The organism is Sphingomonas sp. BE123 (assembly GCF_031456015.1).
Lineage (GTDB): Bacteria > Pseudomonadota > Alphaproteobacteria > Sphingomonadales > Sphingomonadaceae > Sphingomonas.
The window spans coordinates 1,393,761-1,406,233 of sequence record NZ_JAVDTW010000002.1 but is presented as its reverse complement, the minus strand read 5'-3'; the positions used below and the strand labels follow the sequence as shown (position 1 = coordinate 1,406,233).

Genomic DNA, 12,473 nt, shown 5'->3' with positions numbered 1-12,473 from the left:
GCGGCGCGGACGCGCGCAACAAAAAAGGGGCCGTCCCGGCTGGGACGGCCCCTTTTTCGTGCCGGAAACCCGAGAATTGCGCGGGTCAGCCGCCGCCCTTGCGCCCGAGCGCCGACTGAATCAGCCCCTGGCTCTTGCGATACAGGCTGGTCATCGCGGCAAAGTCCGCCTGAATCTGCCCCATCTTGAGCAGCTGGTCTTCCAGCGTGACATTGTTGCCGTCAGGCTTGGTCTCGCTCGTCCCGTTGTCGAGCATCAGGCTGCCCGCCGAGATCGGCGCACGGGCGCCAAGCGCGGCCATGCCACCGGTAAGCTGGACGCGCGGACGCGCGACCGACGCGCTGCTCGACCCGGTATCGATCAGGTCGCCGAAATCGGGCGCGCGCACGTCGCGTGCCTTGAACCCCGGCGTCTCGCTATTGGCGATATTCTCGGCAACGACACGCTGGCGTTCCGAGAGATGCTTCATGTTGCGGGCGATGCCGCCGATCAGATCAGTCATGTCAGAACCCTATCGATGTCGAGGGGCCGGTCGAGAGGCGGCTGAGCGCCGCCTGATAATTTGCCATCTGAGCCTGTTCGCGCGCGGTGCTGCCGCCCTTGCGCGCGCCCTCGACCAGCGCCTGCTTGCCATCGTCCCAATAGAGCGAACGATAGCCGGTCTGGGCGACCGACAGCGCGGATTTCAGCTTGGCGAGCGTGGCAGTGGCAGCCTTCTGATCCACGATCGACAGGCCCGGATTGAGGCCGAGGCCATAGCTGCCGCCCGGGCGGACGCGCGGCGCGTTCTTGTCGATCGGATCCATGCCGGACACGCGTGCCGCAGGCAGGCCAAGCTTCTCAAGCGCGTCGCGACCGGCAGGCCCGGCGACGAATTCGATGTCGATCCCCGCCTTGGGCGCAACGCGCAGCATGGCGCCATCGTCCTTCTTGGGCGTCGTCACCAGCGCCTTTGACCCGGTGATCTTGCGGATCTTGTCGGCCAGGCTGGCCAGCGTTTCTTCCTTGGCGATCGTGATCGTGCGGAGCGGGCCGCCAGCGACGCGCATCTGGAATGCGTCGCCTTCGCGCAGGCTGGACCCCGTGGTCAGGCGAAGCGAGCCGTCGGGCGTCGCGACACCTCGGCCCAGGCCGAGCGCGTCGACCTTGCTCGATCCGCCTTCGGATGCGGCTACGCGCACCGGCTCGGTGCGCAGGGTCGGCTGGCCAAATTGTGTGACCTTCTCGAGGCCGCCGCTGGCCGGATCGATCCGCGCGACAAAGCCATCGGTCGGGCCGCTACGCGTCCCTCCGAAATCGCCGGTGGTGCGGCCGCCGACATAGAGCTTGCCATTGCTGAAGGCGATGCTGTCGACCTGTTCGTTACCGGCCGTGCCGAGATAGGTGGTCGCCATGCCGCTGCCGTCCGCAGCAAGGCGCATGACAAATCCGTCGCGCCCACCGCTGATGCCGTTGACCTGGCTACCGGGCAGCGCCGCCAGCGTCGTGCCACCGATCGCGATCGATCCGTCCGGGGCAATCGCGATCGCGCGTGCATCGGCGGTGCCAAGGTCGATCGTGTCGAGCGCGGTGCCGGGATTGGCCGGATCGAGGAAGCGCAGCTTCGAGGTCGCGCCCTCCTTCGTCAGCGCGGCGAGACGACCGTCGGCGGTCATCGTCATCGCGGTGATGCTTTCGTCGCCGCTGGTACCGGGCAGCTTCACGCGCTGCGTCACCGCTCCGGTGCCGCTGAGCCGGGCGACGAATGAGTCGCCTCCGCCCTGCGCAGACCGCCCGCCGACGAGGATCGCGCCGTCATCGGCGATGGCGATGTTGGTCGCGCGATCGTCACCCGACGACCGGATGCGGCTGGCGAACATCTCGTCGCCATTATTGGCAAAGCGCGCGACGAGCATGTCGGCGTCGGCATCGGTGCCGCCGAAATTGCCCGACACGGTGCCGGCAACGACAATGTCGCCATTCTGCGCAACCGTGACCGCAGCACCCGACGCGCTGTCGGCGGCGCCCAGCGCGCGTTGCCACACGACATTGCCGACACTGTCCATCTTGGTGAGGTACAGGTCCTGGGTCCCGGCGGCACGCAGTTCGTCGAGATCGCCCGACGCGGTTCCGACGACATAGGCGAAGCCGTCGGCATCGGTCGCGACCGCATCGGTGGTCGTCGCCACCGCCTTGGCAGTCAGCCGGTCCTTCGCCTCGATCGTCGCCAGCGTCCTGTTGGTCATCGCCGCTTCGGGATCGTCGATCCGCAGCACGCGCGCGGCGGTTGGCGTCTCGAGCCCGGTCCGCCCGGTCGCGACAATCAGCGCGTCCGGCGCATCGACCTGGTCGATCGACACGCTTTCCAGACCCTGACGGTTGATCCCCATGGTCCAGCCGTCTTTTTCGGTCTTTTTCGGCTCGAACGAGACCTTCCATTTCGGGACCGGCGTGCCGTCGTCATTGAGCATGACATTGCCACCGGCATCACGCATCGGGATGTTCGCGATCGCCTGATTGACAAGGTTGGCGACGCTGTCGAGCGTGGGCGGTTCAGGCAGCGAGCCGAGGTCGATCACGACGGTATCGACCGAGCTGCCGCGTTCCAGCGTGACGCGAAACCGCTCGGTTCCCGACATTTGCGACAGGACCTCGTCGCGCTTGGCAACGACGCCCTTGCCCGACACGCTGACCGTCAGCCCGCCGGTGCCAGGCGCCACCACCGTGCTTTCGGCGCGGCGGACCGGCTGGCCGAAGGACAGCTCCAGCTTGTCGGACGGCGCGGTGCCCATATAGGTCTGCAGGTCGGCCAGCCCCTTGGCAAAGGTCGCGGCGAGTTGCCCGCGCTCGGTCGCCGACAGCCCCGGCTTCGCCGCGGTCTGGGCGAGGATGTTGAGCCGGTCGAGCGCTTTCCAGGTGGTGAAGGCGGTCTGCACGTCGGTCGGCAGCGCGCGCGCCCCCGTCAACGGCTTGTCGATGATGGTGGCGAGGCGCCGGATCGTCGCAACCTGGGTCGAGATCGATCCGGTGGCGCCGGCCTCGCGCCAGGGCGGCGTGGTTTCGGGCAGCGTGAACTGGGCCTTGGCCTCGCGCACGGCCTTGCTCTCGACGGTCAGGCCCGCGCCCGACGCCGAGTACCAGCTGGTGTCGCCACCCAGCAAGGTCAGTCCTGCCAATCCCGAGGAGATATTCATCATCCTGTCCTCACGCGACCGCTCGCCCCCTTTCGAGTCCATAATAGAAGGGGCGCGCGCGTTACCGACGCGGTGACCATGAATAAATGCAGGGGATGTAGACGATGTTGATGAATCCGGTCGTCGAACCGCCGGAATATAAGCGGCTCAACCAGCGCGAGCGTGCCGCCGCGCTGATGCTCGTGCTGGGGCAGGAGCATGGCGGGCCGATCTGGGAACAGCTGTCGATCGACGAGGTCAAGGAGCTGTCGTCGAGCATGTCGCAGCTCGGCCGGATCCCGGCCAACCTCGTCGAATATCTGCTGAACCAGTTCCAGGTCGAAATGACCTCGATGGGCTCGTGCCACGGGTCGTACGAGACGACCGAGCGGCTGCTCAACAGCGTCCTCGACCCCGAGCGGGTCAAGGAGATCATGGAGGATATCCGTGGTCCGTCGGGCCGGACGATGTGGGACAAGCTGTCCAACGTCAACGAAGGCGTGCTCGCCGGCTATCTGCGCAACGAATATCCGCAGACGATCGCGGTGATCCTGTCGAAGCTCAAGTCCGACCACGCCGCCCGCGTGCTCGGCGCCCTGCCGCGCGACATCGCCGTCGATGTCGTCCAGCGCATGCTGCGCATGGAAACGGTGCAGAAGGAAGTGCTGGCGCAGGTCGAGGCAACGCTGCGCACCGAATTCATGGCCAATTTCGCGCGCGCGCAGCGCCGCGATCCGCACGAGGCGATGGCCGAAATCTTCAACGCGATGGACCGCTCGACCGAGGAAAGCATGCTGTCCGCGCTCGACGCGCGCTCGCCCGATGCGGCCGACCGCATCCGCTCGCTGATGTTCACCTTCGAGGATCTGGGCGGGCTGCTGCCGGCATCGATCGCGGTGATCGTGCGCCAGGCCGACAAGCGCCAGATGGCGCTCGCGCTCAAGGGTGCGCCGGAATCGATCCGCGCGCTGTTCTTCTCGACCATGACCGAACGCTCGGCCAAGCTGCTGCGCGAGGACATGGCGTCGATGGGCCCGGTGCGCGCCCGCGACTGCGAAGAGGCCCAGTCCGCGCTGGTCCGCCTGGCCAAGAACCTCGCCGACATGGGGGAGATCGTGCTGGTCGACCCCAAGAGCGACGACACGATGATCATCTAGGGGACGGCCGATGGACCTTTCGTTCAGTACCAAGCCGTTCGGGTTCGACCGCGTCTTCGCGAATGGCGAGCCGACCCGTACCGTCCAGCATGACGACACCCTGTCGCTGGTCATCAAGATCGAAGCGCTCGAGGACGAACTCGCCCATCTGCGCCAGATGCAGAATGAGGAGCTGGCCCGCGCCCGCGCCGACGGCTTTCAGGCCGGGCTCGATGCGGCGCGCGGCGATCGCGAAAACGCCCTGCTCGCGGCGATGGATGCGCTGCATTCCGAAGTCGAGGGCATGGTCGAGGAACGCGCCGGGTTTCGCGCCGATACCGCGCGCGAAGCCGCCGAGCTGGTGCTGGCCGTTGCGCAGCATCTCGCCGGCCACCCGCTGCTCGCCTCGCCCGCGCAAGCGATCGACGACGCCATCGGCCGCGCGCTGTCCCAGGTCGCCCGCGGCACCGAGCTGGTGGTCCGCGTCCATCCCGACATGGCCGAGCAGATCGAGGAGCGGATTGCCGCGCGTCAGGCCAATGATCGCCGCCGGCTGAACCTCCACGTCACCCCCGATGCGGGGCTGGCGGCCGGCGACGCGCGGATCGAATGGGACGAGGGCGGCCTGACCCTCGACCGTGCAATGCGCGAGGCCGCGGTACTGCGTGAACTCAACAATCTTTTTCCGGCCGGCGACGGTCCCGCCGAATAAAACTCTATAAGGTCAGTGTCGGACGGCCCGGCTCCCCTGCCCGGCCCCTCCGCCTGTTTGACGCCCCCGGACTCCCCCGTCCGGGGGCGTTTTACGTTTGGGCCTATCCCCATCGTGGCGTCCGGCAACCCGCCCGGATCCGCTCGGCAATTTTTTCCCACCGGCAAAACCTGCCGCGCACCCGGCATCTATAATTGACCTGAGGGACACGCCGTCCCGCTAGGCTGATAGGGTGCCGCTTGGAGCAGGTTAAAGGGCTGATCGCACAGTTGGGAGCCAAGCGGCTCATCATCATGGGCGGTGTCGCGGCGCTGATCATGGCGGCGCTCGCCATGGTCGCGCTGCGCGGCGAGAATACGACGATGGGGTTCCTGTACACGGATCTGGACCCCGCCGGCGCTGCCGCGATCACCGAAAAACTGAAGGCGCAGAACGTCCCGTTCGAGCTGTCGGCAGACGGCACCGCGGTGATGGCACCGGTCGACAAGCTGGCCGAGCTGCGCATGGCGATGGCGGGCGAAAAGCTGGGCGGCAAGATCGGCTATGAGGTGCTCGACGAGGAACAGCCCTTTGGCGTTTCCGCCAGCCGCGCCAAGATGAACGAGACGCGCGCGATCGAGGGCGAACTGGTCCGCTCGATCCAGAGCCTCGACGCCGTCACTGGCGCGCGCGTTCACATCGTGATGCCCGAACGCGCGATGTTCGCGGCCGAAGCCCGCCCCGCCACCGCATCGGTCACGGTCAAGACGCGCGGGCGCCTGCCGACCGAGACGATCGAAGCGATCCGCTATCTCGTTTCCTCGGCCGTGCCCGAACTGTCGCCGGAATCGGTGTCGATCGTCGACCAGTCCGGCGCCCTGCTGGCCCGTGCGGGCGAACAGGGTGCGGCCGGCGGCGGCACGATCGACGAGCGCCAGGCCAAGATCGAAGCCAAGATGCGCGAAGAGATCATCGCGCTGCTCGAACCGATTGTCGGCCAGGGCAAGGTGCGCGCCGAAGTCGCCGCACAGATCGATCGTGACGCGACGCGCGAGGAATCCAACGTCTTCGACCCCGACAAGCAGGTGATTGCCCGCCAGGTGACGGTCGAAAGCGACGACCAGTCGCGCGAGAATAATCAGGAACAGGCCGCCACGGTCGGCAACCAGCTTCCCGAAGCACAGCAGCAGCCGGTCGGCGCCAATGGCGGCGACACGCGCGAACAGGCGCGCAAGGAAACGTCGGAAGACGTGACCTATGCCAACAGCTCGACCCGCAGCGTGGTGACGCGCGAACCGGGCAAGGTGACGCGACTGTCGGTTGCGGTGACGATCGACGGCGGCGCGCAGGGGTTGCCCGAGGCGCGCAAGCAGCAGCTGACCCGGCTGGTCGAGAACGCCGTGGGCATCGACACCGAACGCGGCGACAGCGTGGTGGTCGAGAGCCTGGCCTTCGCCGCCCCGGCCGAGCCGGCCGACGCCCAGTCGGCATGGTACAGCTTCTTCACCTCCGACCAGGTGGTCGGGCTGCTCAAGATCCTGATTGTCGGCATCATCGGCCTGATCGTGCTGAGCATGCTCCGCTCGCGCGCCAACAAGGAGGCCGAGGCGGAAGCCGGTCCGCCGCTGCTGCCGAGCGACCAGAATGCCGAGATGCTCGCGATCGCGCAGCAGGCCGCCGATGGCGACCCCGACGCGCTCAAGCAGCTCGAAGCGATGCAGGGCGGGCAGGCCAATGTGCCGCTGCTCGACCATGACATCACCCTCAACAATGTCGATGGCCAGGTGAAGGCGTCGCAGGTGCGCAAGATCGGCGACATGGTCGCCGCCAACGCCCCCGAAGCGACCGCCGTGATCCGCCAGTGGATGAACGCATGATGGAGACCCCGATGTCCGACCCCGGCGAACCGATCGAGACGCCCGAAAGCGGTGCCATGATCGAAACGGAAACGCCGCCCTCGTTCGAGGAATTCGACTCCGACGGCCCGATGGGCGACGTGGGCGGTCAGGCCTCGCTCAATGCCGTCGCCGAGGTCCCGGTGCGGGTTCAGGCCGTACTCGGCCGCGCGCGCGTGCCGGTCGGCGAGCTGATCCGCATGAAGTCGGGCATGGTGCTCGAACTCGACCGTCGCGTCGGTGAGCCGGTGGACGTCTTCGTGAACAACCGCCTGGTGGCGCGCGGCGAAGTCATGCTGGTCGATCACGCGCTGGGCGTGACGCTGACCGAAATCGTGCGGCAGGACAGCTGATCATGCAGCTTCGCCTGATGATCGTCGGCGCCGGCAGCGGCCCGTTCGGGGAAGCCGCGCGGATCGCGCGCAACCTGGGCGCCGAGGTGATGATTGCAGACACCCCTGCCGAGGCACTCGCCCATCTGCGCGAAACCGGCGCCGGGCTGGTGATGATCGACGTGGAAAGCGATGTTCCGGGCTTCATGCGCGCGCTGATCGCCGAACGCTTTGCCGTGCCGGTGCTCGCCTGCGGCATCGATGCGCCGGCCGAGCGCGCGGTCGCGGCGATCCGCGCCGGTGCCCGCGACTATATCCCCCTGCCCCCCGATCGCGAGCTGATCGCCGCCGCGATCGCGCAGATCGCCGAAGCGGACTTTGCCCCGATGGTGGGTGAGGATCCGGCATGGCTGCGCGCACTCGATTTCGCCCGCGCCATGGCCCCTGCCCATGCCCCGATCCTGATCAGCGGCGAACGCGGGACCGGCAAGGAGCGCGTCGCGCATGCCACCCATGCCGCGTCGGGGCGCAGCGGATTCGTCACGATCGAATGCGCCGGCGTCGCACCCGAAGTCCTCGAATCCGAATTGTTCGGCCATGTCGCCGGGGCGTTCGAAGGCGCGCTGGCCGACCGGCGTGGCGCCGTCGCCACCGCCAGCGGCGGCACCTTGTTCCTGCGCGATATCGACCGTCTTCCCGCCGCGCTGCAGCTGCGCCTGTTCAAGGCGATGACCGCACCCGGCGCGCCCAATGTCATCGCCAGCACCCGGCGCGACCTGTCGGAAATGGTCGAAGCAGGCCAGTTCCGCAGCGACCTGCTCGCCCGCTTTGCCCTGGCGACGATCGCCCTGCCGCCGCTACGCGCGCGCGGCGGCGACATCCGGCTGCTCGCCGCGACCTTTGCCGCTCGCTTTGCCGCGATGCAGGGCCTGCCCTCCCCGCTGATCGATCCGGCGACCGAGACGCTGCTGACCAGCTATGACTGGCCCGGCAACGTTGCCGAGCTGCAGGATGCGATGCACCGCGCGGTGCTGCTGTCGCCCGACGGCTATATCGGGCCGGAGGCGATCGTGCTGGCCGATGGATCGCGGATCGCCGCGCCAGTCCCGGGCGGCGACAAGCCGATCATCGCCTCGCTCGTCGGCCAGACGGTCGAGGAGGTCGAGCGCGCGCTGATCCTCGAGACGCTCGAGCGCTGCCAGGGCAACCGCACCTCGGCTTCGCAAATCCTCGGCATCTCGGTCCGCACGATGCGCAACAAGCTCAAGGCCTTTGTCGAGGCCGGTATCGCCGTCGCCCCGGCCACCTGACGAAAGCTGAACCATGGACGGCCTGAACGCCTTTCTGACCCGCATCGGCGCGACGCGCGACATCGCGCTCGCGGTCGGCGTCATCGCGATCATCGGCATGCTGATCCTGCCGATGCCGGGCTGGCTGCTCGACCTTGGCCTGGCCCTGTCGATCACGCTGTCGGCGATGATCCTGATGACCGCGCTGTTCATCGAAAAGCCGCTGCAGCTGTCGTCCTTCCCGACGATCCTGCTGATCGCGACGATGCTGCGGCTGGGCCTCAACCTCGCGTCGACCCGCCTGATCCTGGCGCACGGCCATGAGGGGCCGGATGCGGCCGGCGGCGTCATCGCGGCGTTCGGCGACTTTCTGATCGGCGGCCAGATGGTGATCGGCCTCACCATCTTCATCATCCTTATCGTCATCAACTTCGTCGTCATCACCAAGGGCGCAGGCCGCATCGCCGAAGTCGCCGCGCGCTTCAGCCTCGACGCGATGCCCGGCAAGCAGATGGCAATCGACGCCGATCTGTCGGCCGGCATGATTACCGAGGAACAGGCGCGCGCACGCCGCCAGGAAGTCGAAGCGGAAAGCGGCTTTTTTGGTTCGATGGACGGTGCGTCGAAGTTCGTGAAGGGCGACGCGATTGCGGGCCTGCTGATCACCGCGATCAACGTGATCGTCGGCCTGATCATCGGCGTTGCGATCCACGGCGTCGAGCTTGGCACCGCATTCCAGACCTATACGCTGCTGACCGTCGGCGACGGTCTGGTCAGCCAGATCCCGGCGCTGATCGTGTCGACCGCCGCCGGCCTGCTGGTGTCGAAGGGCAGCCAGGCGGGCAAGACCGGTGCCGCGCTGGGCGAACAGCTTGGCCGCTACCCGCAGGCGTTCGGCATGGTCGCGGTGCTGATGGGGCTGCTGGCCTTCATGCCCGGCCTGCCGTTCATCCCGTTCTTCGCCTTCGCCGCCAGTTCGGGCTATGCCGCCTGGTATCTGTCGCAAAAGGCGAAGCAGCGCGCCCGTGTCGAAGCGCGCGAGGCCGAAGTGGCCGAGGCGGAAGCGGCCGCGATCGTCGAAGAACCGATCGCCCGCACGCTCGCCATCGACGCGGTGCGGATCGAAATCGGCTATGGCCTGCTCCCGATCATCAACGACGCCGCGCGCGAACCGCGCCTCGACGATCAGGTCCGCGCGCTGCGCCGCCAGATGGCGACCGAATATGGCTTCGTCCTCCCCTCGGTCCGCATCATCGACAATATGGGCCTGCAGGCGAACCAGTATGTCATCTACATCAAGGAGACCGAGGCAGCGCGCGGTGACATCCGCCTTGATCGCCTGCTGGTGATCAACCCTGGTGACGGCCCGGCGGGGATTCCCGGCGAACCGACGCGCGAGCCGGTGTTCAACCTGCCGGCGCTGTGGATCGACCGCGAGCTGCGCGAGGAAGCGGGCTTCCGCGGGCTTACCGTCGTCGATGCCGGCACGATCATCACCACGCACCTGACCGAACTGGTCAAGGACAATATCGCCGACATGCTGAGCTACACCGAGGTGCAGAAACTGCTCAACGAGGTGCATACCGACTCGGCCAAGCTGGTCGGCGAGATCATCCCGTCGCGCATCTCGATCTCCGGCGTGCAGCGCATCCTTCAGAACCTGCTCGGCGAAGGCGTGTCGATCCGCGACATTCCGACGATCCTTGAAGGTATCGCTGAAGCCGCGCCAATCACCGCCAACCTCACCCAGATCACCGAACATGTCCGCGCCCGGCTCGCCCGCCAGATTTCGGCGCATCAGTCGCGCGACGGGGCGATCCCGATCGTCACCCTCTCGCCCGAATGGGATGCGGCCTTTGCCGAGAACATCATGGGCCAGGGCGACGAGCGCCATCTCGCAATGCCGCCGTCGATGCTTCAGGGATTCATTGCCGCAGTGCGCGACACCTATGACCGGATGGCGAACAGCGGCGAAATCCCCTGCCTGCTCACCAATCCGACGATCCGCCCGTTCGTGCGCAGCGTGATCGAACGGGTCCGCCCGGCAACGGTGGTGCTGTCGCAGAATGAAATCCACGCCCGCGCCCGGGTGCGCGCGCTCGGCACGATTGGCTAAGCGATGCGACCGAACGCCGCGCCGCACCTCTATGAACCATCTATGGCGCCGAACCTTCTGCCCTTTGCCGCATCCGTGACCAACGGTGCCGGCGCATCGAAGAGCGGCCCCGCCGCAGCCGGAGGCGCCGGAAGCGCCGGCTTTGCCGAGTTGCTCAAGCCCGCGCCGGATCCGGCGGGCCTGCTGCCGGTGCCCCCCGTTGCTGGCGCGACTGCGCCCGGAGCGCGGCTGCTGGGCCTCGTCGAAGGTGATTCTGCGGCGCCTATGGAAACCCCGCTCCCGGAGGAACTGGCGATCGATGGCGCGCCGCTCGCGCCGGTCGTCGCGCCGTTGCCCGAGGCGATTGCGATTCCCGCCGGCGCGCTCCAGACCGGTGAGCAGCTCCTTGCCCAGCCCGACCTGCTGGCCCCCGACAATGGGGCGCAGCCGCCCGCCGCGCCGGCGGCCGGCATCGCCACCACGGTCGAGCCGGTCCGCAAGGACGACACGCTTCCGGTCAAGCCGGAACCGCAGCCCGGCAGCGTCACGGTTACCGAACCGACGCGCAAGCCGGTCGGGGAGGTCGTGAAGCCCACGCCGGAGCCTGGCAGCGTCACCACCACCGAGCCGACCCGCAAGCCGGTCGCCGCGGTCGAGAAGCCCGCGCCCGAACCCGGTAGCGTTACCGTCACCGAACCCACCCGCAAGCCGGTCGGCGCAGTCGTGAAGCCGGCGCCCGAACCCGGTAGTGTCACCGTCACCGAACCCACCCGCAAACCTGTCGGCGCGGTCGCCAAGCCTGCGGTTGAACCGGGTCGCGTCACCGTGACCGAGCCGGTCCAAACGCCCGTGGTCGCAACGGACGAAGCGCCACTGCCGGACGCGCAACCGCTTTCAGCGCCAGCGGTCGCGGCTGCAGTTTCGGGCCAGGGTCTTGCGCCGCTGGACAAACAGCCGGCCAACCCCGACGCGCCTGCCGCTCCGCCCGCAGCAGAGACCACCCCGCCTGGCGGCGCTGTGCTGACCGCTGCTGCAGCCAGCGGCGTCGCGCCTGCCACCCCGGCTCCCGCGATGCCCGACACCGCGCCGAGCGATCCGGCGCGCGCGACGGACCCAATCGCACGCGTCTCCGTGCCGCGCGCTGCCCCGGCACCGCAAGCGGCTGATCTGCAGCGCATGGAACCTGTCGCCGACCTGCCGCTCGACACCCACCAGCTGGACAACACCCTCCTTGCCGACGCGGCGCCGACCGACGTCGCGACCAGCGAGCCTGCACTCGCCGGCGATGGCATGAACCGCGACAGCAATCGTCAGCAGCCCGCACCGGCGCCCGCGCCCGTGCAGGGGCAGGCCCAGACGGTCGCAGGCCCGGTGCAGCCGTTCGACATGCTCGCCGCACTCGAACAGGCTTCGCCCCCGCCGGCGACCGACGCCAGCGAACCGACCCATCGTGCCCGCGCCGCAGCCATCGGCGAGGATGTCGGGCTGGCGATCGTGCGCCACACGGAAAGTGGATCGGGCGATGTGCTGATCATTCGCCTCGACCCCGCCGAGCTCGGCAAGATCGAGGTGCGCCTGCGCATGGATGAGGCCAAGCAGCTGAGCGCGGAAGTGACCGCCGACCAACCCGCAACGCTCGACCTGTTGCGGCGCGATGCCGACAACCTCACCCGTGCGCTGAACGACGCCGGCTTCCGCGCCGACGACCAGAGCCTGCGCTTCGACAGCCGCGGCTTCGGGCAGGGCGAACAGCAGGCACAACAGGGCCGCCGTCTCGCGACCCGCGCCTATCTCGCCGATGCCGATGCCGCATCGGCCCAGTCCACCCTCTCCCCGGTCCAGGTCCGCAGCGCGGGCCGGGTCGATCTCGTCGCCTGAAGGAA

9 protein-coding genes are annotated in these 12,473 nt (G+C 68.1%); 7 read left to right on the top strand and 2 right to left on the bottom strand.

The window, feature by feature from the left end:
• Nucleotides 1-85: 85 nt before the first annotated feature.
• Together J2Y54_RS14890 and J2Y54_RS14885 are read right to left on the bottom strand one after the other, a co-directional pair.
• Nucleotides 86-502 (bottom strand): flagellar basal body protein, encoded by a 417-nt coding sequence (locus J2Y54_RS14890; protein ID WP_310040845.1) that lies wholly within the window; start codon nucleotides 500-502, stop codon nucleotides 86-88.
• Nucleotide 503: 1 nt separating this feature from the next.
• Nucleotides 504-3,173, bottom strand: a complete 2,670-nt coding sequence (locus tag J2Y54_RS14885; RefSeq protein WP_310040844.1) for a hypothetical protein — start codon at nucleotides 3,171-3,173, stop codon at nucleotides 504-506.
• Between the two features lie 104 nt (nucleotides 3,174-3,277).
• On the opposite strand from J2Y54_RS14885, the gene J2Y54_RS14880 reads away from it, so the two are divergent.
• From J2Y54_RS14880 to J2Y54_RS14850, 7 genes are all read left to right on the top strand, one after another.
• Nucleotides 3,278-4,309: a flagellar motor switch protein FliG gene (locus tag J2Y54_RS14880; protein WP_310040843.1), complete on the top strand. Its 1,032-nt coding sequence runs from the start codon at nucleotides 3,278-3,280 to the stop codon at nucleotides 4,307-4,309.
• 10 nt (nucleotides 4,310-4,319) lie between these two features.
• On the top strand, nucleotides 4,320-5,000 hold the full coding sequence (locus J2Y54_RS14875; RefSeq protein ID WP_310040842.1) for a FliH/SctL family protein: 681 nt from the start codon (nucleotides 4,320-4,322) through the stop codon (nucleotides 4,998-5,000).
• A gap of 239 nt (nucleotides 5,001-5,239) precedes the next feature.
• Complete coding sequence (gene fliF, locus J2Y54_RS14870) at nucleotides 5,240-6,856, top strand: flagellar basal-body MS-ring/collar protein FliF (protein WP_310040840.1); 1,617 nt, start codon at nucleotides 5,240-5,242, stop codon at nucleotides 6,854-6,856.
• Nucleotides 6,857-6,867: 11 nt separating this feature from the next.
• Nucleotides 6,868-7,227, top strand: a complete 360-nt coding sequence (gene fliN / locus J2Y54_RS14865) for a flagellar motor switch protein FliN (protein WP_310040839.1) — start codon at nucleotides 6,868-6,870, stop codon at nucleotides 7,225-7,227.
• Between the two features lie 2 nt (nucleotides 7,228-7,229).
• Complete coding sequence (locus J2Y54_RS14860; RefSeq protein WP_310040838.1) at nucleotides 7,230-8,516, top strand: sigma-54 dependent transcriptional regulator; 1,287 nt, start codon at nucleotides 7,230-7,232, stop codon at nucleotides 8,514-8,516.
• 13 nt (nucleotides 8,517-8,529) lie between these two features.
• Nucleotides 8,530-10,611, top strand: a complete 2,082-nt coding sequence (gene flhA, locus J2Y54_RS14855) for a flagellar biosynthesis protein FlhA (RefSeq protein WP_310040837.1) — start codon at nucleotides 8,530-8,532, stop codon at nucleotides 10,609-10,611.
• Nucleotides 10,612-10,653: 42 nt separating this feature from the next.
• On the top strand, nucleotides 10,654-12,468 hold the full coding sequence (locus J2Y54_RS14850) for a flagellar hook-length control protein FliK (RefSeq protein WP_310040836.1): 1,815 nt from the start codon (nucleotides 10,654-10,656) through the stop codon (nucleotides 12,466-12,468).
• Nucleotides 12,469-12,473 lie beyond the last annotated feature (5 nt).

Bases quoted from the DNA above. Each gene is read 5' to 3' on its own strand.
- fliN (WP_310040839.1), top strand. From the start codon at position 6,868: ATGTCCGACCCCGGCGAACCGATCGAGACGCCCGAAAGCGGTGCCATG.
- J2Y54_RS14885 (WP_310040844.1), bottom strand. From the start codon at position 3,173: ATGAATATCTCCTCGGGATTGGCAGGACTGACCTTGCTGGGTGGCGAC.
- J2Y54_RS14850 (WP_310040836.1), top strand. From the start codon at position 10,654: ATGGCGCCGAACCTTCTGCCCTTTGCCGCATCCGTGACCAACGGTGCC.
- flhA (WP_310040837.1), top strand. From the start codon at position 8,530: ATGGACGGCCTGAACGCCTTTCTGACCCGCATCGGCGCGACGCGCGAC.
- J2Y54_RS14880 (WP_310040843.1), top strand. From the start codon at position 3,278: ATGTTGATGAATCCGGTCGTCGAACCGCCGGAATATAAGCGGCTCAAC.
- J2Y54_RS14875 (WP_310040842.1), top strand. From the start codon at position 4,320: ATGGACCTTTCGTTCAGTACCAAGCCGTTCGGGTTCGACCGCGTCTTC.
- J2Y54_RS14860 (WP_310040838.1), top strand. From the start codon at position 7,230: ATGCAGCTTCGCCTGATGATCGTCGGCGCCGGCAGCGGCCCGTTCGGG.
- J2Y54_RS14890 (WP_310040845.1), bottom strand. From the start codon at position 502: ATGACTGATCTGATCGGCGGCATCGCCCGCAACATGAAGCATCTCTCG.